The 20,741-nt window shown below is 39.8% G+C and carries 21 protein-coding genes; 8 read left to right on the top strand and 13 right to left on the bottom strand.

All coding sequences use genetic code 11. From position 1 onward, the window contains the following. Positions 1-15: 15 nt before the first annotated feature. From D8991_RS09020 to ychF, 3 genes are all read left to right on the top strand, one after another. Entirely contained in the window at positions 16-798 is a 783-nt protein-coding gene (locus tag D8991_RS09020; RefSeq protein WP_245957183.1) for a S8 family serine peptidase, read from the top strand. A 23-nt stretch (positions 799-821) separates the two neighbouring features. After that, entirely contained in the window at positions 822-1,811 is a 990-nt protein-coding gene (locus tag D8991_RS05490; RefSeq protein WP_120489159.1) for a hypothetical protein, read from the top strand. Positions 1,812-2,057: 246 nt separating this feature from the next. Beyond that, entirely contained in the window at positions 2,058-3,149 is a 1,092-nt protein-coding gene (ychF, locus tag D8991_RS05485; protein WP_120489158.1) for a redox-regulated ATPase YchF, read from the top strand. Between the two features lie 72 nt (positions 3,150-3,221). Here ychF and D8991_RS05480 read toward each other — a convergent pair whose 3' ends face one another. Next, the gene (locus tag D8991_RS05480) at positions 3,222-4,283 is read right to left on the bottom strand and encodes a branched-chain amino acid aminotransferase (RefSeq protein ID WP_120489710.1); all 1,062 of its coding nucleotides are present in this window, start codon (positions 4,281-4,283) and stop codon (positions 3,222-3,224) included. Positions 4,284-4,366: 83 nt separating this feature from the next. Between D8991_RS05480 and mnmD the strand changes: the two genes are divergently transcribed. Then, positions 4,367-5,050 carry a tRNA (5-methylaminomethyl-2-thiouridine)(34)-methyltransferase MnmD gene (mnmD, locus tag D8991_RS05475; RefSeq protein ID WP_120489157.1) on the top strand — a complete coding sequence of 228 codons (684 nt, stop codon included), beginning with the start codon at positions 4,367-4,369 and terminating at the stop codon, positions 5,048-5,050. A 117-nt stretch (positions 5,051-5,167) separates the two neighbouring features. Here the strand turns inward: mnmD and D8991_RS05470 are convergent, their stop codons facing one another. From D8991_RS05470 to gldD, 3 genes are all read right to left on the bottom strand, one after another. Continuing rightward, a complete protein-coding gene (locus tag D8991_RS05470; protein ID WP_120489156.1) occupies positions 5,168-6,529 on the bottom strand; it encodes a peptidylprolyl isomerase in 1,362 nt (453 codons plus the stop codon). 103 nt (positions 6,530-6,632) lie between these two features. Next, entirely contained in the window at positions 6,633-7,553 is a 921-nt protein-coding gene (locus D8991_RS05465) for a PfkB family carbohydrate kinase (protein ID WP_120489155.1), read from the bottom strand. Between the two features lie 39 nt (positions 7,554-7,592). Then, positions 7,593-8,150, bottom strand: a complete 558-nt coding sequence (gldD, locus tag D8991_RS05460) for a gliding motility lipoprotein GldD (RefSeq protein ID WP_120489154.1) — start codon at positions 8,148-8,150, stop codon at positions 7,593-7,595. Positions 8,151-8,214: 64 nt separating this feature from the next. Here gldD and lptB point away from each other — a divergent pair, with 64 nt between their 5' ends. After that, positions 8,215-8,952 carry an LPS export ABC transporter ATP-binding protein gene (lptB, locus tag D8991_RS05455; RefSeq protein ID WP_120489153.1) on the top strand — a complete coding sequence of 246 codons (738 nt, stop codon included), beginning with the start codon at positions 8,215-8,217 and terminating at the stop codon, positions 8,950-8,952. Positions 8,953-9,157: 205 nt separating this feature from the next. After that, positions 9,158-10,162, top strand: coding sequence for a glycosyltransferase (locus D8991_RS05450; protein WP_120489152.1), 1,005 nt, complete (start codon positions 9,158-9,160; stop codon positions 10,160-10,162). A gap of 1 nt (position 10,163) precedes the next feature. Here D8991_RS05450 and D8991_RS05445 read toward each other — a convergent pair whose 3' ends face one another. The 6 genes from D8991_RS05445 to D8991_RS08915 all read right to left on the bottom strand — a co-directional run bounded on the left by D8991_RS05445 (position 10,164) and on the right by D8991_RS08915 (position 14,415). Beyond that, a complete protein-coding gene (locus tag D8991_RS05445) occupies positions 10,164-10,667 on the bottom strand; it encodes a Smr/MutS family protein (RefSeq protein ID WP_120489151.1) in 504 nt (167 codons plus the stop codon). A gap of 6 nt (positions 10,668-10,673) precedes the next feature. Next, positions 10,674-11,168, bottom strand: a complete 495-nt coding sequence (locus tag D8991_RS05440) for a metallophosphoesterase family protein (protein ID WP_120489150.1) — start codon at positions 11,166-11,168, stop codon at positions 10,674-10,676. Positions 11,169-11,605: 437 nt separating this feature from the next. Then, positions 11,606-12,502, bottom strand: a complete 897-nt coding sequence (locus D8991_RS05435) for a hypothetical protein (RefSeq protein WP_120489149.1) — start codon at positions 12,500-12,502, stop codon at positions 11,606-11,608. 6 nt (positions 12,503-12,508) lie between these two features. Beyond that, positions 12,509-13,804, bottom strand: a complete 1,296-nt coding sequence (locus tag D8991_RS05430; RefSeq protein WP_120489148.1) for a hypothetical protein — start codon at positions 13,802-13,804, stop codon at positions 12,509-12,511. Positions 13,805-13,806: 2 nt separating this feature from the next. Beyond that, positions 13,807-14,205 (bottom strand): co-chaperone DjlA, encoded by a 399-nt coding sequence (locus D8991_RS05425; protein WP_160224521.1) that lies wholly within the window; start codon positions 14,203-14,205, stop codon positions 13,807-13,809. A gap of 24 nt (positions 14,206-14,229) precedes the next feature. Further along, positions 14,230-14,415, bottom strand: coding sequence for a hypothetical protein (locus D8991_RS08915; protein ID WP_160224522.1), 186 nt, complete (start codon positions 14,413-14,415; stop codon positions 14,230-14,232). Positions 14,416-14,857: 442 nt separating this feature from the next. Here D8991_RS08915 and D8991_RS05420 point away from each other — a divergent pair, with 442 nt between their 5' ends. Beyond that, positions 14,858-16,630, top strand: a complete 1,773-nt coding sequence (locus D8991_RS05420; RefSeq protein WP_120489146.1) for an AMP-dependent synthetase/ligase — start codon at positions 14,858-14,860, stop codon at positions 16,628-16,630. Positions 16,631-16,808: 178 nt separating this feature from the next. After that, the gene (locus D8991_RS05415; protein ID WP_245957182.1) at positions 16,809-17,789 is read left to right on the top strand and encodes a beta-ketoacyl-ACP synthase III; all 981 of its coding nucleotides are present in this window, start codon (positions 16,809-16,811) and stop codon (positions 17,787-17,789) included. 128 nt (positions 17,790-17,917) lie between these two features. Here D8991_RS05415 and D8991_RS05410 read toward each other — a convergent pair whose 3' ends face one another. The 3 genes from D8991_RS05410 to D8991_RS05400 are packed head-to-tail and all read right to left on the bottom strand — an operon-like array spanning position 17,918 to position 20,641. Next, on the bottom strand, positions 17,918-19,501 hold the full coding sequence (locus D8991_RS05410; protein WP_120489144.1) for a S8 family serine peptidase: 1,584 nt from the start codon (positions 19,499-19,501) through the stop codon (positions 17,918-17,920). Between the two features lie 25 nt (positions 19,502-19,526). After that, entirely contained in the window at positions 19,527-20,180 is a 654-nt protein-coding gene (locus tag D8991_RS05405; protein WP_120489143.1) for a SanA/YdcF family protein, read from the bottom strand. Further along, positions 20,177-20,641, bottom strand: a complete 465-nt coding sequence (locus D8991_RS05400; RefSeq protein WP_120489142.1) for a MarR family winged helix-turn-helix transcriptional regulator — start codon at positions 20,639-20,641, stop codon at positions 20,177-20,179. The genes D8991_RS05405 and D8991_RS05400 overlap by 4 nt, the downstream gene beginning before the upstream one ends. Positions 20,642-20,741 lie beyond the last annotated feature (100 nt).

Below are 20,741 nucleotides of genomic sequence, written 5' to 3'. Positions count from 1 at the left end.
GCGGTTCATAAGATTGTGGGCGGTTATAAAACCCCTTCAGATGTAAAGGCAGCCAGCTTCTCTGCATTTGGTCCTACCAATGAAGGTCGTATAAAACCCGATTTAGTCGGCATTGGCGTTAATGTATTCTCTGCAAATTCCGATAGAGATTCTTCCTACGAAGAGATGAGTGGAACTTCTATGGCATCACCCAATGTTACAGGCTCTCTGGCATTGGTTCAAGAGTATTACAATAAGAATTACAGCACTACCGCACAGCCTTTTATGAGGGCAAATACATTAAAAGCCCTGACAATACACACCGCCAATGAAGCAGGTGAGCATGCCGGTCCTAATTATAAATTCGGATGGGGCTTGCTCAATGTCCTTAAAGCAGTAGAGGTTCTTTCAGTGAAAGATAATTTTTCTTTTATAAACGAAAATACTCTGCAAAACAGGTCTAAGTATGAAATTAAGGTGAAGGCACATTCCAGCACTGAACCATTAAAGGTAACTATTGTTTGGGATGATCCCGCACCTGCCACCGAAAATATGCCTGCTTATACTCTTAATAACAGGCAATCGGTTTTGGTTAATGACTTAGATTTGCGCATTACCGATGGCGTCGAGACCTTCTACCCTTGGGTACTCAATCCTGATAAACCCACAGAACCAGCTACGAGAGAGGATAATGCAAGGGATAATGTAGAGCAAATTATTATAGACCATCCTGTGGAAGGTAAGGAATATACCATTATGGTGAGTTCCAAAAGGGATTTAAGGAAAAATTTAAAGCAGGGGAGCGTATCAGCCTTGTAGATGCTCAGAGCCAAAACTTCTCAATGGTTGTTACAGGGATTAATAATGCTGTTACTAAGGACTTAGCTCTCAAATCTATCAATCTACCTAAGCCGATAGAATTTTCAGCTGCTACACCTGTAACGGTAGAGGTAGAGAATATTGCTGAAGAGCCAATAGCAGGTGCTAAACTTAAATATCAGCTCATCAATTCCGATGAAAAGGATGATACTCAAAAGATAGTAGCATCAGGGGAAATCAGCCTTGAAACTATAAATAAAGGTGAGATGCTTAGCAAATCATTCAATCTCGATTTATCAAAGTCCTTTATTCATTATGAAATCGTAGCAGAGGTAGTGGCCGAAGGCGATAGAGTAAAGAATAACAATAAAAAACAAGTGAGTGCCTATGGCGTTATTGCCGACCTTACCCAAAAGGAATCCGCTTACCAATACGGCTTCGAGAGTGAGTTTGAAAAGAATGGTTGGTCTACTGCAGACAATGCCCCAGACGGTACCACTTGGCAAATCTTCAATGGCTCGGCAGAGGCAGCACATTCGGGACTTGGCTTTGCACTCAATTTTACCGCTTCTCAGTCCGATGATTGGCTTTTCTCCAATCCGCTAAAACTCAGCAAGGGAAAACCATATAAAATAGAATTCTATGCCCGTACAATGGACGATGGCAAGAATGAACCCCTCGAGATTTTTGTTGGAAAAAATCCTGTAATAGCTTCTATGGCACAAAAAGTAGGCAGTTTGGTAGTAAATAAAGAAGCCCATCAAAAGTTTTCATTTGAGTTTATTGCTCAAGATAATGGTATTGCCTACATCGGTATTCAAAACAAAGTTTCTCTAAATAATGTTTGGGTCGGGATAGATGATTTCAGTGTGAAATATGCTGAAGGCAAACCTGCGGTAAATAGGACAAATACTGCTGAAATTAACCTCACAGGCTATCCCAAAGGGGCATATCTTGTTAGAATTATCCAAAATGATGGCTCACGGCACTCAGCAAAGCTCATCATTCAATAATCTTTTTAATTGTTCTTTTTTGGCTCCTGTTGTTTTTACAGCAGGAGTTTTTTATAACTAATATCTTTCTTTTATTTTAATTCCAAGTATTACATGCAAGTTGGTAATAAAGACATAAAAATAATCATAAAAAAACAGCCTCTAAAATGATAAAAATGGACTGAATATGCCTTGATTTGCCGATTCTACGATAATTATTTACTTTTGTTTTTCGGAAATAATAATTTTTAATATCAATATCATTCAATGAAATGCGGAATCGTAGGATTACCGAATGTAGGTAAATCCACCCTTTTTAACTGTTTAAGCAACGCAAAAGCACAGTCGGCAAACTATCCATTTTGCACCATAGAACCGAATTTAGGCACCGTATCTGTACCCGACCCAAGGCTGGTGAAGCTGGAAGAGCTGGTAAAACCAGAGCGCGTACAGCCCGCTGTAGTAGAAATTGTAGACATCGCAGGGCTGGTAAAAGGAGCGAGCAAAGGCGAGGGGCTCGGCAATCAGTTTTTGGCAAATATCCGAGAATGCGAGGCGATAATCCATGTGCTGAGATGCTTTGAGAATGGAAATATCGTGCATGTGGAAGGCTCGGTAGACCCCATTCGAGATAAAGAGATTATCGATATAGAGCTTCAGCTGAAAGACCTTGAGACGCTGGGCAAGGCGGTAGAAAAGGCAAAGAAATTCATTAAATCAGGAAAAAAAGAGGATATTTTGACTTATGAAACCCTTCAAAGCCTTCAAAAATTTATAGAAGATGGGAAAAATGCAAGGGAATTTGCCACAGATGACCTCACAAAACCGATTGTAGATAGCGTACAGCTGCTGACGAAAAAACCGATTCTCTATGTTTGTAATGTAGATGAAAACTCGATAAAAAACGGTAATGAGTGGATACAAAAAGTAGAGGAAATGGCAAAAAATGAGGGTGCGGAAGTAGTTGTCCTCGCTGCACAGATAGAAGCCGATATCAATGAGCTTGAAACTTTTGAGGAAAGGCAGATGTTCCTTGAAGAGCTCGGTCTGGAAGAGCCAGGCGTAAATCGCCTCATCCGAAAAGCCTATGCACTGCTGAAACTTCAAACCTATTTCACGGCGGGCGTAAAGGAAGTAAGAGCTTGGACGATAGAACAGGGCTGGACGGCTCCGCAGGCAGCGGGCGTTATCCATACCGATTTTGAGAAAGGCTTCATCCGCGCAGAGGTTATTAAGTTTGATGATTTCGTATCCTACGGCTCAGAAGCGAAAGTAAAAGAAGCGGGGAAACTCTCGGTAGAAGGCAAAGAATATATAGTGCAGGACGGGGATATAATGCATTTTAGATTTAATGTATAAGCTCCAGAACTGAGACAAATAAAAATCCATAGCCGATATTCAGCTATGGATTTTATTATGATAAAGAATGGATTAATACTTTCGCTCCACAGGCCATCTCCAACCGAATGGGTCTTCTGCCAGATTGGTTTGGATGTTTAGCAAATCTCTCTTGAGGGTGAGTGCATAGCTTTCTTCCTCAGAGAGCAGAGGGAGCTCAAATCTTTGCCCTTTGTAGCCTATTGCTTTAAAGGTGTTTGTAACCACAGCTGTACCTACGCCCCAAACTTCTTTCAGGCTGCCATCTGCGTGAGCTTTCAGTACATCATCTACGAGAATATCACCTATTACGACCTCTATACCCCTTCTCTTTGCTAATTGAATGAAGCTGTCTCGGGTAACTCCATCTAAAATCTTATCCGAAGTTGCAGGAGTGTAGATGGTATCATTTATTCGTACGAAAACATTCATCGTACCGCTTTCTTCAAACTTGGTATGCGTAGCATCATCTGTCCAGATAATCTGGTCGTAGCCCTCTTCCTTTGCCAGTTGGGTAGGGTAGAAGGAAGCTCCGTAATTGCCCGCTGCTTTGGAGAAACCTACACCGCCACTCGCTGCTCTGGAATAGTAGTCGGATATTTTCACAGCTACAGGCTCGGAATAATAACTCTTAGCAGGGCTTGCTACGATGGCAAACATATATTTTTCAGAAATTCTTGCTTTCAGTGCTTCCTCAGTAGCAAAAATTAATGGTCGCAGGTAGAGAGACATTCCCTCTCCGTGAGGTACCCAGCCCCTATCTACATCTACAAATGCTTTTAGCCCTTCTACGAAGATTTCTTCGGTAAGCTGAGGCATTGCGAGCCTTTGTGCAGATTTATTGATTCTGCTGAAGTTTTTATCTACTCTGAAGAGGAAAACATTGTCGTCTTTATCTTTATAAGCCTTCATTCCTTCAAAGCACGCCTGCCCATAGTTGAGCGTCATCATAGCGGGAGTGAAGGATAATGGACCGTAGGGAACGACTTTTACTTCTCCCCATTTGCCATTTTCGTATTCGCAAATAACCATATGGTCTGTGAAGGTGTTACCAAACGAAAAGTTGTTAGGATCAAAGTCTGGTAACCTTGGTGAAGAGGTTTTTTGAATTATCATTTCTTTTATTTTTTTTGGTTGAAACAAATATATAATAATTTTCTTAGACCGAAAAATAAACTAATTTTGGGCAAATTTTTTCTATGAAAAGAGAGATAAAAATCACAGGAGATGGAAGTAAAACGCTATTCATCAGTGAAATGAATGAAAGTTACCATTCCACACACGGTGCATTACAGGAAGCGGTATATGTTTTTATTAAAAATGGAATAAATCTCGTAAAAAAAGAAGAAATTCATATTTTAGAAATGGGTTTTGGGACAGGACTTAATCTTTTAGTAACGATTGATAATTATATAAAAAATCAATCCCAAAATACGATTAGGTATTTCACCATTGAGAAATATCCCGTTTTAGCCTCCGAAATTGAAAAATTGGATTATCCTCATCTCTTTGGCTTTGAAAATGTGAAAGAAATTTATAATAAAGCTCATCAAGCTGATTGGGGAGAAGAAATAGAACTCTTCCCAAATTTTTACTTTACGAAATTCAATACAGATTTCTTTGATATACCCGAGCTCAGTATTCCGAAAATTGATTTGGTGTATTATGACTGTTTTGGAGCAAGAGTGCAACCAGACCTCTGGGAAAAGCCCCTGTTTGAGCTTGTAACCGAACGGATGGGAGAGGGGGCATTGCTCACAACTTATTCCTCCAAAGGCAGCGTAAGGCGAGCACTTAAAGAGCTCGGCTTGGAAGTTGAGAAAAAAGATGGCCCACCAGGGAAACGAGAAATGATAAATGCGTGGAAGCGGAAAGGTGATTAATCTATAAAATAGTATCTCTAAAATAGATAGGAAAATAAAAAGGCTCTGATTTATTAGAGCCTTTTTTTGTTTTTTAGTCTTTAAAAAAGCCACTCTTTATTGAGTAGCTTTGTTGTTTTATTTTGCAATGGCTTTTTGTTGCCAGTCGGAGAGGTTGCAGTCGGAATATCTTTTATTAATTGAGAGGAAGATATTCGGGAGCTGTTCTTTTACCCATTTTTCTACTACTTCTTGCCGCTTTTTATTTAGAGCAAGGTTTTTAATCCTCTCGTAATCGGTATTAATATCCAGCTGATGAGCAGGGATAATATCATTAATAAGAAGGATGTTTACCGTCTTTTTCTTCTCATCTCCACCTTCAAAAACATCGGTAATGTCTCCTTTATTAAGCCCTGCAATTTGATAGGCTTCGGTAGAAGAGAGGTCGGTTTTCTCTATTTTTTCGCTACCATCATTAGCGGTGATGATACCTCCATTAAATTTGGTGTTCTTATCGTTTGAGAATTTATAAGCAGCTTCTTTAAACGACATTTTTCCATCTTTAATAAGGCTTCTAATACTGTCGAGTTCCTTTTTAGCGGTAGAAATTTCCTCCTTATTTGGCACTGCACTGATGAGGATATGCCTTGCATCGTAGAGCTTACCTGATTTTTTTATGAGTTGGATAAGGTGATAGCCATACTCGGACTCCACAGGCTCGGAAATCTCACCTTCCTGAAGGTTCAGTGCAGCAGCTTCAAAGGACTTTACCATTTTTCCTTTGGCAATCTTAGTATATAAACCTCCGTTGGAAGCAGAGCCAGGGTCTTCGGAGTAGATTCTTGCCATATTCTCGAAGCTCTCGCCGTTTTGTATATCTTTTTTTATCCTTTTAAGTTTGTCAATAAGTTCCTGTTTGTGGCTCTCGGTGAGTTTTGGATGGAGGACGATTTGCGCCAAAGAAACTTCATCTTTTACTTCTGGGAGCTGATATTTATAGGTATTGTAGAAGTCTGTAACCTCATTAGGCGTAATGTCTGTACCCGCTGTTATTCTCTTGTATTTCTCACCTTGGTAGTAGTTATCAGAATCTATTTTCTGGATAGCATTTTTCATTTCATACCCCGTACGGAAGCCGTATACTCTTAGCATTTCCTTTTCATCTGGGAATTGTGCGAGGATTTGATTGTACTTCTGATCTGCCATTTCTTTTATGGCAGTGCTTCGGTTTTCTATCAAGGTATCTCTTTTCGCTTCGTAGATGAGGAGTTTATTGTTGATTAAACTACTGAGAAATTCGCATTTGTTGGATACATTAATCCCCTGCTGTTTTGCATAAGCCATTTGCTCATCAATATCGGATTCCAGTATGATTTCATTCCCGATAACGGCTGCGATACCATCGACTAGTTGACCTTGTTTTACCTGTGCAGAAACTGCCGAAGAAAATAATGCAAATACAATTAAAAACAGAGAGAATACTCCAGATTTCTTTATCATTTTTTTAGTTTAAAAGATGTGCAAAAATATAATTCTTAGAGAAAAGCTCTAAATCTTTTATTATAATTCTTTCTTAAAATTAAGCCCTGATTCTTTTGAGGCGTTAGATATTTACTTCAAAGGAGGTGAGCTTTTTAAAGTCTGATATTCGCCCTTTCAATTCCTCTTTGCTTATCTCTTGAAGTCTTTCGGTGCCGAACTTTTCTACGGTAAAAGAGGCTACGGCAGAGCCTATAATAATTGCCGATTTTATATTCTCATAGCTGAGGTCTTCGGTTTTTGCAAGGTAAGCGGCAAAGCCTCCTGCAAAGCTATCTCCTGCACCTGTTGGGTCAAAAACATCTTCCAAAGGGAGTGCTGGGAGCGCAAAAACATTATGGTTGTGGAAGAGCAGAGCACCGTGCTCTCCTTTTTTTATAATCACAAATTCAGGACCCATAGCGTGTATTTTCTCCGCTGCTCTTACGAGGGAGTATTCGTTGGAAAGCTGGCGTGCCTCTTCATCATTTATGGTAATTACATCGGTTTGGGCTATCATTTCCATTAGCTTATCCCAAGCGGTATTCATCCAGAAATTCATTGTGTCTAATATCACCATCTGTGGTCTTTTCTTCATCTGTTTCAATACCGAGAGCTGAACCGTAGGGTCAAGGTTCCCGAGCAGGAGGATTTCCGCTTCTTGAGAGTGCTCAGGGATTTGAGGAGTGAAGTTAGCCAAAACATTAACTTCAGTAGCGAGCGTATCTCTCGTATTGAGGTCATTATGATATTTCCCACTCCAAAAGAAGGATTTCCCCTCTTTTTTTATCTCTACACCATCTATATTCACACCTCTGCTGGTGAGCATATCAAAGTATTCTTGGTTGAAATCTCCTCCTACGACTGATACCAGCGCTGTTTCTGCTCCTAAAACGGAAGATGCCAAGCCGATATAAGTGGCAGCACCCCCTAAGGTTTTATCTGTTTTTCCGAAAGGCGTTTCTATTGCATCGAAAGCCATTGAGCCTACTACTAAAAGTTTCATTTATTCTTGAATAATATTTATTTACGGTTAATAATCATCTTATTTTTTCCATTCAAAAGTATCGAGCATCCTCAGCATATCCTTTTTTATATAATCTATTGCAGGAGCTAAGGAGTCGGGCTTTGGTCGGGTATTAAAGTAAAGATTTGCAGTTACGAAGTGTCTGGTACTATCGGTTACATAAAACTGAATATTAGATGCTGAATGCCCTTTGAGCTCATAAAAATTTCCAAAGACTCTCTTCTCTGGATATTCAAAAGATTTGGTTTCTATGGCAGAGGCTTTAATCGTGTGCTCATAGACCATTTTCTCGGCTTCTTTTATATGAAGGTCAAAATCATTCTTTATAGGGAAATAGGTGATGAAAACCTTTGCCTTCATTTTTGGGTAATTGATATGATACCAGCAGTCCTGCTTAGCCTGTTCTACCTTTGCAAAATTGGAGTACTCAAAGCGATATCCACACGGCGAATCAAATGTCTTGTATTCTGCCTTTGGATACTCCAGTCTTAGCTCTCCGTACGGCTTGGGCATTGTATCTTGGGTACAGCCGGCCACCGCCATAGATAAAGGTATTAATGCTAATTTTTTAAACATTGGGCAAAAATACAGTTTTTGGGCTAACTTTTAGTATGTAAAAAAATAATTTATATTTGCCTCTATGATTTTGAGAGGAGAGAATTTAATAAAAGAATACGGACCAAAGAAAGTAGTGAAAGGCGTATCCATAGAGGTAGAACAAGGGCAAATCGTAGGATTGCTCGGGCCTAATGGAGCAGGCAAAACCACTACTTTTTATATGATTGTAGGGCTGGTAAAACCCACATCGGGGAATATCTTTCTAGATGAGCAAAACATCACCACAGATGCAATGTACCGCAGAGCACAGAAAGGCATAGGCTACCTTGCTCAGGAAGCCTCCGTATTTAGAAAGCTCACCGTAGAGGAAAATTTAATGGGCGTTTTACAGCTTACCAAGCTCTCCAAAAAACAGCAACGAGAGAAGTGCGATGAGCTGATAGAAGAGTTTTCCCTGAACCATGTCCGAAGAAACAGGGGAGACCTCCTCTCTGGTGGCGAAAGGCGTAGAACCGAAATTGCCCGTTGCCTCGCTACCGACCCGAGCTTCATCCTCCTCGATGAGCCTTTTGCAGGGGTAGACCCCATTGCTGTGGAAGATATACAGAAAATCGTGCGTAGCCTTACCAAAAAGAATATCGGAATCCTCATCACCGACCATAATGTACAGCAAACCCTTGCCATTACCCACAAGACCTATATAATGTTTGAAGGGAGAATTCTAAAAGAAGGTCTGCCTCAGGATTTGGCAGATGACCCGCAAGTGCGCGAAGCCTACCTCGGTGAGAATTTCGTCTATCAAGATATAATTAGTAGCTAATAGCTTTTGGCTTCTGGCAATTAGCTAAAAGCAAAAAAAAATACAGCCCTTTAAAGTCTGTATTTTTTTATGAGGTTAAGTGCCTTGCCGGCTACGGCGCTCGTCCGAGAGAGCGAGACCATCTCGCTTTTCTATCCACCCACTGCTAAAAGCCAAAAGCTAGAAGCCAAATTGCTATCTTTGCGCCATTCAAAAAAATCAGAGAATGAGCCCGAGTATATCCATCATCATTGCTATATATAATAGGAAGAATGAGCTTTTTGAGCTGCTTCAGTCCTTGTCTTTCCAAACGGATAAGGATTTTGAGGTCATTATAGTAGATGATGGCTCGCAGATAAGCCTGCAACCCACGGTAGAGCTGTTTCGTGAGCAGCTGGATATCCACTTCTACCGAAAGGAGAATTCGGGACCAGGACTGTCCAGAAACTACGGCGCAAATAAGGCGAAGAATGAGTGGTTAGTCTTTGTGGATTCAGATGTAATCACCGAGAAGGACTATATTGCCAACATAAAAAAGAACATACAGAATACCGATTGCGATGCTTTTGGAGGGGCAGATAAGGCACATCGAGGGTTTAATCTGATGCAGAAAGCGATTTCATATTCTATGACTTCGGTTTTTACCACTGGGGGTATTCGTGGGAGTAGGAAGTCGGTGTCTAAATTCCAACCTCGAAGTTTTAATATGGGAGTGAAGAAGGAGGTGTTTTGCACAGTAGGAGGCTTCTCCGAGATGCGGATAGGTGAGGACCCTGACCTCTCTATGAGGCTTTGGGAGCAGGGGTTTAAGACGGCATTCTTTGATGATATTGCGGTTTATCACAAGAGGCGGACGGATTTTGGAAAATTCTCACGGCAAGTGTATCAGTTCGGATGTGCGAGACCCATCCTCAACCAAAGGCATCCGAAGTATGTGAAGCTATCGTTTGCTTTCCCGAGCTTCTTCCTTATCGGTTATGTGCTGGGGGTGTGGGAGTATTTTCTACTGGGCCGGGGACTGTTCCTCGCGGTCTATGGGCTTTATACTTTTGTGATTTTCTTCCACTCGCTGGTGGTGAGCAGGAATCTTAGCATTGCAGGGCTGTCGGTAGTTTCGTCTTATATACAGATGTTTTCCTACGGTTGGGGCTTTTTAGAATCTTGGCTAAAGCTGAATCTTCTGCGGATGAAACCAGAAGATGCCTTTCCGAAGCATTTCCATAGGCATTAGTTTAGATTGAATGATGAAACTCGACGATAACCGCTCCTGTCTGATGATGGAGGATGTCTTTATTATAGAAATCAATTCCCACCTGAGATTGCAGGGTATTATGTACCATTTTTTGTAGCGTGCCGTCGCCTATCCCGTGGATGATTTCTAAGCGTTTTATTCTGTTCTCTCGGCAGAAGTCCAGCGAATCCATAAGTTTTTCCTTTTGTAGAAAGAGCCTTTCAAAGCTGTTGTAGTCATTCGGATGGCTCACTAGTTTATTAAAATGAAGGTCTAAGATGAGGTGATTTGTCGAGTGCTTTTTAGATTTGGGTCTTGTGTATTCGTACTTGTCCTGCATCTTGATGTTCTCATAGATTTCCGACTGATGGAGCACGAGTTTGGACTTTGGATACTGATGGCTAAAGCCAAATTCATCCTCAAAAGCTACACTATCGCCGTTTATGGAGGTTATTATGCCTTTTAAATCTTCATCTACCACCGAAATTTTATCGCCTATATTCATTGTTGTTTATTTAGTTCCGAGTTCTATTACTTCCAAATCTTTTATCTCTGTACCGTCTATGGTAAATCTCATCATTGTGCGTACTTTGTGCCAGCCCGATTTTCCTGCAGCACCAGGGTTGAGGTGAAGTAAGCCAAATTTCTTATCATACATCGCTTTTAAGATGTGAGAATGCCCAGAGATGAAGAGGCGAGGGGGCTTTTTAGTGATTTCTTCCTTTGCCAATGGCGAGTATTTATCAGGATAGCCCCCGATGTGTATCATTAGAACTTCTACGCCCTCGCAGGTGAAGCGGCTGACTTCTGGGAAAACTGCCCGAATCTGTGTGCCATCGATATTCCCATAGATGCCTCTCAGGGGTTTTAGCTCCTCTATAGCCTCTACCACCTGCATAGAACCAAAGTCCCCACAATGCCAAACCTCATCGGCTTCTTTGGCATAGGACAAAATCCTGCTGTCCATATAAGAATGCGTATCTGAAAGTAATAAAATCTTTGTCAAAACCCTCTATTTTGAAGGCAAAAATAGAAAATAAATTGACTACTGGCGATTAGCTTTTGGCAGTAGGCAGTAAGCAGTAGGCAGTAAGTAGTGTATGGTTAGGCTTACTGCCTGTTACCCTATGGGGGAGGCATTGCCTCTTTTATTATCCCTAATTGGAAGGGGGAGGCATTGCTTCTTTTATTATCCCTAATTGGAAGGCCCCCCCCTCTGTGGGGGTCAATTTCAGACCCTGTGGGGTCAATTTTAGGAGGCATTGCCTCTTTTTTTAGTTTAATTAGCTCCTAGCTTTTAGCTAAAATACCCACTGGCTATGGTATAATCCCCACGCAGTGGGTAAGAGCATCACCTGCAAGGTGTGGGTAAGAGCATTACCTGCAAGGTGTGGGGGGGGGGATAAGGGAGCAGCCATCTGTTAGGATGGCTGCTGGGGAGTGTTATTTGAAGAACTTTTCTATTCGTATTTTGGTATGTTCGGGTAAGTCGGTGTTATAGATTTCATATTTTTTTACTTTCATTTCTTTAAACCACTTATTGAAGTATTCTTTAATGATATCTTCATCGGCTAAGTTGGCTTTAGACGGCGTTACCTCTAATACCAATATCTGCAAATCTTCTAAATCATTACGAGGAGTTATAAACCCTATATCTCCTTTTTGCATTTTGTCTTTCCAATCGGGTGCTCTTAAATTGTGCTGTTGTATGATGGATGGTAATAAATAGCTACTTCTATTGCCACTTATTTCTTTTGAGTCTTCGTGGTAGATATAGCCATCGGTAAGGATTACTAAGATATTTTTATAGTTTTTATCATCGGATACGCAATAGTCTTTCACATCATTTTTGAAAAATCGCCAGATATCTGAGCCTATATACTGCTTATTTTTGATTGTAGTGGTATAGATGCTCTCTAAGTTTTTTCTAAACTTATCACTGATTTCATCAAAGACTTTTTTCTTTTCTTTAATCTCCATTTGAGATAAATCAACATTGAGTTCGGAAGCTATTTTATTGATGTTGGGGTCTTGTGGATTAGGGCTGAAGATTACTTTAAATTTTCCTTTTGACCTATGTCCTCCTTTTGCATCCATATCTTTTTTGAAGATGGAAATAAGCTCATTAATAACCGCTATATCTCTTTGGTAATGCTCGGGTTTTTCTGGTACTACTTCTGGGTCTATTCTGTCGGATAGGTCTAAAAGCACGGTGATATTAAGCTGCTTGTCCTGCTCAGAAATAGCGGTAGATGCTCCTGATTCTTTTTTTTCGTCTTTACTACAAGAGGTAACGGCTAATAGAGCCGTTGCTAATAAGATGTGTATTATTCTTTTCATTTGTCTTTATTTTTTTTCTTGTTCTATAGCTAATATTGATTTTTTATGTTCTTCTACTAGATTTTCATTTTGTTTGTGGATATCATCTATAAGAGCAGTTTCTTTTTTATTGGCAGTCATCCAGTGCGTCCATCCCGTTGTAAATTCGCCAACGCACTGGTAGAATCTATTCCAATTGATTTTGAAGACTTCTCCATTTACAATCTTTTTGAGGTCTATAACTTCCAGTTCTACTTTATGTATATGTTCATTAATAGTATCTATTTCTTTATTGTGTTTATCTACATCATCTTCTATTATTCTTATTTCACTTTCTTTTGCTTTTATAGCTAATGCTACTATATTAAGTTTATCATAAGCTTCCATAGTAAGGTCAAACACAAATCCCCAGATAATATATACCACAAACCCTGCAAAAATGATAAGCCAAAAATTGCCATCACTAATAGCCATTGGTATACTATATTCTGGCATATCTTGGAATTTATTTTCCTTAAGTATATCATATATTTTTTTGGTAATATGGTATGCAAGGAGAGCATCAAAAGCAAAGGTAATAGCAATAAGGAAAGCAATCTTAAAATATTTTGCATTGCCTTCTGCTTCTTGGAATTTATGGATAAGATATCCTAAACCTAAAAATACAAATGGAAGAGTAAGGATATAAACTGGTGCTTCAGCTCCCTCTTTGAAAGCCATCTCTACAGCTTTAGGGTCAAAAATAGAACTTGCCACTCCTAACTCATCAATAGTAAATTCCTTAAACATTGCTGAGTAAGCAGCAGAACTATAGAACACAAACAGATATATTGTAAGGAAAGCCAAGATGGTACAGCCAATAATAAATCCTAATTTGCTGGCTTTGTCAGGGAGTATGGTCTCTGGGTTTTCCTTAATTCTTATAATATCTTTTTTAAGATTATCAATCTTCTCTTTCAGTACTTGTATTTTATCTTTAATTCCTGATATTATAGATTGCTTTTGCTCTATTTCTCTTTCTTTTTTGCTTAGCTCTACTTCCGCTTTTTGGGCATCTTTGTTATCTCCATACTGTTTTAAGATTTCAATTTTACGGTAGTATTCTTTTACTAAGCTCCAAAATCCTGTAAAAGCCAGTTTATTTCCGTTTTGCTTTTTTGCAGATTCAAAGCCCCAGTCTTCATAGCTTTGTGTCTCTGTTTTGCCAAAAGAGGTGTCTTCTTCCTCTCTTTTTATTTCAGGTGCCCGTTCAGAAACTACTTTGGGAGCTTCTGTTTGTGGTACATTTTTCTTCAATAAATCCTTTAATTTTTCTAGTGCCATAATTATTGTATTAATTTTTCTATTTCTTCATTTATTTTTGTAGATGGGAGGTTCTGTTTGGCTAATTCTACTAACCATTCAAAGAGCTCTTCCCCCGCATCTTGCTCTATTTGGAATCTCTCACAGAATTTAAGGAAAGATTGCTTTTCATCAGCCTCAATAATACCATCGGCTAAGACTACTCTTACAAAATCATAGAGGAGTTTTACCTTTTCTATAAAATTTTCAGGAAAAGTAATCTCCATCATTGGATTGGTAATAATACTCTCAAATTCTTCTTTAGAAATGCCTTTTTCATTGGCTATTTCTAAAATTACATTCATTTCCTCAGGAGCAAAGTTCCCATCGCTTAATGCAAGGAAATACAAATTCACTAAATGATTTTTTAATTTTAAATCCATATACTATTTATTTAGTTATTTAATTTATCTACATACGCTACATTTTCCCCCTCTTTCGTGGCAATGCTTACAAGCACTACAATTTTTGCAGGCTTTGCAAATGCCATTTGGGTTGCACCTTCTTCCTTCTGTTTCTATGCGTGAGGATACTACATACGCTCCTGCACTTACCGATAGGGCTAATAGCCCCAATAAAATTGCTTTTTTCATTTATATAATTTTAATGTTATTTTCAAATAGGGTATGAATATTAAACGAACAGAAACCACGCAAAAATGGACGAACTTCATCCATAGATGAAATTCGTCCATTATGTTGGTGATGGCCGGTTTTTGCGCTGTTTATTAATGAATTAATGGGGGGGACGCCTTATATCTCTTAATCATATGTTAATTCTATGTTTCGTTTTCAAGTGAGTTTAGCTTCTTTTTTCAGGCGTCAAATGTAAATATTTTTATTTTATAGATAAAACAAGATTTTTATCATATTGGGTTAATGGCTAATTGCTTTTTTCTTTTAATAATTGCCTCACCGGCACCGTAGCCGGTGAGGCAATTATTTCTAAGTGCTCTCCACGCAGTGGATGCTCCCCACGCCAGTGGAAAAAAATATTTCAGTACTTTTGGGCGCTTAAAATCAAGATAACTGTATAATGAAGATAGAAAGACTGTTTGACATCGCCAGAAACTACGCTGAAAACTTCCCGAAAGCGGATATGTTTGCCACAAAAAGAAACGGCAAATGGGAGAAAACCTCCACAGCAGAGTTTATAAGCCTTGGCAATAAGTTCTCAAGAGGTCTGCTGAAACTGGGCATTAGCCCTGGGGATAAAATCTCCCTCATTACCTCTGCAACCTGTACAGAATGGGCGGCGGTAGATTTCGGAGCATTGCAAATCGGTGTAATCACAGTGCCCGTGTATCCTACCATTTCACCAGCAGATTACGAATTTATTTTCAACGATGCAGAGATAAAATACTGCTTCGTATCCGATAAAAAACTCCTCCAAAAAGTAGAAGAAATTAAAGCAAAAGTACCCAGCTTGCAGGGAATTTTTACTTTTGAGGAGGTAGAAGGTGCGGCCAACTGGATAGAGATAATAGACCTCGGCGAAAGCGAGGCTACCCAGAATGAAGTGGAGGACCTCTCTAATGCCATCAGAGCTGAGGATTTGGCAACGCTCATCTATACCTCAGGAACTACGGGGCGCCCAAAAGGGGTAATGCTTACCCATAGAAATATTATCGCCAATATAGAGGGCTGCTATAACATCACCCCAATACGAAAAGGGCTCTCCTACAAAAACACAAGAGTGCTCAGCTTCCTGCCTATATGCCATATCTTCGAGCGAATGCTCTTCTACTTCTTCCAGTGCAGGGGCTTCTCCTTTTACTTTGCTGAGAGCTTTGATAAACTCGGAGAGAATATCAAGGAAGTAAAACCGCATTATATGACCGTTGTACCACGAGTTTTGGAGAAAGTGTATGACAAAATCTACCAAAAAGGAACGGCAAATGGTGGGCTGAAATCTAAAATATTCCACTGGGCAATCCGTGTTGCTGAAAATAAAAAAGGCATAGGAAAACCAAGAGGAATAAAAGAGAAATTGGCAGATAAATTAGTCTTCAAAAAATGGAGAGAAGGTTTGGGCGGAGAGATTATTACCCTCGTATCTGGCTCGGCATCTCTTTCCGAAAGGCTTAATAAAATCTATCAGAATGCAGGGATACCTATCTTGGAGGGCTATGGGCTCACGGAAACCTCTCCCGTAGTTGCCGTAAATTCATTTGACAGGATGAAAATAGGTACCGTTGGTCCCATAGTAAAAAACCTTGATGTAAAGATTCAACCCGATGGAGAAATCAGTGTAAAAGGAGAGTCCATATTCAAGAGCTATTATAATAATGAAGAGCTTACCCAAGAAGCCTTTACAGAAGACGGTTACTTCAAAACAGGGGATATCGGCTTTATAGATGAAGAGGGTTTCCTGAAAATTACCGACCGTAAAAAAGAAATGTTTAAAACCTCAGGAGGTAAGTACATCGCTCCTCAGATTATTGAAAACCTTGCGAAATCTTCCAAATTTATCGAGCGAATAATGGTAGTGGGCGATGGCGAGAAAATGCCTTGTGCCATTGTACAGCCCGACTTTAGCTTTGCAAAAAACTGGGCGATAATAAAGCATTATAACATTGGTGAAACACCAGAGCAGATGTCCCAAGACCCTAAGCTCAAAGCCCGAATAGAAAAAGAAATAGCCAAAATAAATACAAGCCTTGGCAACTGGGAACAGATAAAGAAAATAGAACTCTCCCCAGAAATCTGGTCAATAGAGGGGGGCGAGCTTACCCCAACCCTCAAACTCAAACGAAAGAACATAAAAGAAAAATATATTGCCCTCTATAATAAACTCTATGAGCAGTAAGCGGCAGCTAGCTTTTTGCTAATGGCAGTTAGCCAATAGTTTTAATAGGCAAGCCTACTGCCTAAAGCCTATAGCTATTTAAAACATCTTAATTTTTACGATAGATTGTTATTTTTCATTTAAAGCTATTAAATTTGCAGACTTTTTTTATTTAAACATGCCGAAAGAACTTGAAAAAATGTATGCAGTAATCACGGCGGTAGGCGGTTATCTGCCACCTAATAAAAGGACAAACCAAGATTTGGAGCAGGAAACTGAAACCTCCGATGAATGGATAACTAAAAGAACGGGGATAAAAGAACGCAGAATACTCAGCGAAAATTCTGCAACATCAGATATGGCGATAAAGGCGATAGAAGCCCTTGTAGAAAAGTATGAAAAGGATATTCACAGCATTGATGCCCTTATCGTAGCAACTTCTACCCCAGATATGCCAATGCCCTCCACAGCGAATATTATCTGTGAAAAACTCGGGATACAAACCCATCTTGCATTTGATATGAATGCCGCTTGTTCGGGCTTTCTCTATGCACTTAGTACGGGGAGTAGCCTTGTGGAGAGTGGGAGGTTCAAAAATGTAGTCGTTATAGGAGCGGACAATATCAGCACCTATGTAAATCTATACGACAGGAGTACCAATATCCTCTTTGGTGATGGTGCAGGCGTAGTATGGCTGGAGCCTTCGCCTGAACTCGGACTAATAGACTCACTTCTTTACAGCAATGGTACAGGACGAGAATACCTGAATATAGAGGGCGGAGGTACGCAATACCCTTATAGTGCGGATGGGTATGAGGCTGAGAAATCTTATATAAAACAGGACGGCAAGGTGGTCTTCAAACACGCAATAGAAGCGATGAGCAAAGCCTGCCTTGAAGTTTTAGAGAAGAATAATCTATCGGTAGAAAATATACATTGGTTAGTACCTCATCAGGCAAATAAAAGGATTATAGATGCCGTAGGTAGGGAAATCGGTATAGATGAAGAAAAAACGGTAGTCAATATTGAGAAATACGGGAATACCATAGCTGCTACCATTCCCCTTTGCCTGTGGGAAAATGCCTCTGATATGAAGAAAGGAGAGATTATACTTCTTACAGCGTTTGGTGCTGGCTTCTCGTGGGGAGCAAGCCTCTTGAGGTGGGGCATAGAGCCATAGATTGAATATAGTTTATATTAATAGGATAGTATTCTTATGCTAAGGCTGTTTTTTAGTCTCTCCTCCAATAAAAAAAGCACGCTTTCTCTATCTGAGGTAAGCGTGCTTTGTATTTCTATCAAAAAAACTTATTTAAGTTTCTTTTTCTTGTAGAGTTCTTCAGCTTTTTGTACCGCTTTGTACGCATCTACTACACCGCCATAGACGGAGAGGTCTTTTAGCTGGTCGTTTTTATTAACAGAAGAAACGAGAATGGTCTTAATCTCTGCTGCCGATAGCTTAGGATAGTGAGACCACACCAAAGCTGCTACACCAGCCACAGCAGGAGATGCCATAGAAGTACCATTGAAGAAAGCATACTTGCTCACGCCAGGTACGGAGGAGTAGATTTCCATACCAGGAGCAAAGACATCTACCGATTTTTTACCATAGTTGGAGAATCTTGCCTTTAATTTATCTGCGTGGCGAGTGCTGGCACCTACTGTAATGGTTGTAGGGCTGAACTGCTTATCATTAATCAGCGTCATTGGATAGTGTATTCGTACATCTATATCTTCGTTACTGTTCCCTGCTGCTTTTACGATGAGTACATTCTTTTTCTCGGCATATTTAAAGGCATCTACTATGAGTTTATGGTTATCGTCATAGCTTTTTCCGAAAGACATATTGAGGATTTTTGCTCCGTTATCTACAGCATATCTAATTCCATTAGCGATATCTTCATCTCGCTCATCACCATCGGGAACTACACGAACGCCCATAATCTTTACATAGTTGCCACCGCCAGTTCCGTGCATACCCTTGCCATTATCCCACTCAGCAGCGATAATCCCTGCTACATGGGTTCCGTGATCATCAGAGAGCCCTTTTACATCGTTATTTCCATAGTGATTGCCCATGACGCCTGCTTTGGGATTAAAATCTAAGCCATAGCTCTTTGTGAGTTGCTTCTCTGCATAGTCCAGCTGGCTTTGATATCTTTTGAGATAAGAGGAGATAACATTGGAGATAGTCTTGCCTTCCCAGTCCTTTTGTGGCACTTCTTTGAAGATAAACAGCCCCTCAAGAGCGAGGTTATTTTCTGAGGAGAAATTATCCACCACAGATTTGGAGAGCGGTTGCTCACCGAGAGCCTCTGCTAATGCTTTCAACCTCGGCTGGTAGAAATCAAGCCTTGACTGTGCCAAATGCTTCACCTGCTCAAACCTGTATATAGAGGTATAATAATCTTTTTTCAGCCTTAAATATTCATTATAGAGCTTCTGATTTTTAATGTGAAGCCCCTGCTCTCTGAATAGTTTCTCGAGTTTTGCATACTGGCGGGTGAGTTCGTAGGAGTCGTCATCATAGCTGTTTCCGTTTTTATCAGTTACGAAGTTCCAGCCGTGGATATCATCTACGAAACCATTTTTATCATCATCTTTTTGGTTGCCCTCCTTTTCTTTCGGATTCGTCCAGATATTATTCTTTAAATCCTCGTGGAAATACTCCACACCGCTGTCTAGCACACCAACCACGATATCTACGGGCTTTCTATTATTCTGTTTCAGGAATTCCTTCGCCTTTAATGTATTCACACCATAGACTCCTGTAGCCTCAAAATCCGAGTGCATCCAGTTTTTTAAGAAGGTAGAATCTACCGCTGGCTTTTCCTGAGCGTTAAATTGATGCCCCGCAAAGATTAGCCCTAATGCTAAAATTAGTTTTTTCATAGTTTTAACTTTCGTATAATTATATTTAATTTATTTCTTGTTCTATATTAATTTTCTCTCCTCCGAATTTAGGTTTTACACCGAAGATAAGGTCAATGAAGACTTTTACTCTGGCAAATCGTTCTCGGATTTGTATTTTGAGCCCTGAATAGCGAGCTACATCGGTGGCATTATATCCGTAGGCGTTTATTCCATAGTGGCGAGCGAGAAATACGGCTCTTTCATTATGAAATTTCTGAGAAATAATGATGAAGCCTTCTTGCCCGAATATCTCTTTTGCCCGAATAATCGAATCCAAAGTGCGGAAGCCTGCGAAATCTTCATAGATTTTCTCCTCTGGGATACCTCGTGCTATGAGTTCCAGTTTCATATCTTCGGGTTCATTGTAGCCTTTTACAGAATTATCTCCACTTACGATGATGTAGCTTGCCTTACCGCTTTTGTAAAGCTGTTCTGCTGCATCTATCCTGTGGTAGAAGTAGGCATTTTGATATCCATTCTGTAAGATTTTAGAAGTCCCGAGAACCAATGCAACTTTCTCCTTTGGAAGCGTATTGACATCATCAGAGATAAAATCCCGAGAATCTGCTTCTATTTTCCAATTACAGAAAATAATAAGAGCTGCTAATAGCCCCATAATAATGGCTGAAGCAATCAATAATCGCTTGAGGGTTTTCATTTCATTTGGGCGTGTTTTGCGTTGAGCTCTACTGCGGTGTGAAAGATTTCATCCATTACTTCTTTAAAGATTTCTAATTTGTGTGGGCTTACTCTCTCTAACAGGATTTTGTTAAATGAAATTACCATTTCCTTTGCCATATCTCTGTATATAAGCCCTTTTTCAGTGAGTTTAATAATAACTTCCCGCTTATCAAACGAGGTCTTTTCCTTATATATATAGCCGTTGTCTTCCAGATATTTTATAATTCTTGTAAGTGATGTAGGGCCTATCGCCATCTTTGGGCCCAAGTTTGTACTCCTTGTACCAGATTTGGGGTCTATTTTCAAGAGCGTGAGTGCCTGCACAGGGGTAGAATGATGCTCCTGTGCCAAATCTGAATACATTTTAGAAACCGCAAGCCAAGTCTGCTTTAAGATGAGATCTATATGCTCAATTTTATCGTTTGCATTCTTTTCCATAAAGGTTATTTTCAAATAGCCCCCAAATGTACAAATAATTTCTTACTGGAGTAATGAGTACTATTACTAGCTGATGAATTCTTTTTCCATTGCTCACCAA

The organism is Bergeyella cardium (assembly GCF_003614945.1).
Classification (GTDB): domain Bacteria; phylum Bacteroidota; class Bacteroidia; order Flavobacteriales; family Weeksellaceae; genus Bergeyella_A; species Bergeyella_A cardium.
The sequence above is the reverse complement of the archived record's forward strand: the minus strand, read 5'-3'. Positions and strand labels throughout refer to the sequence as shown.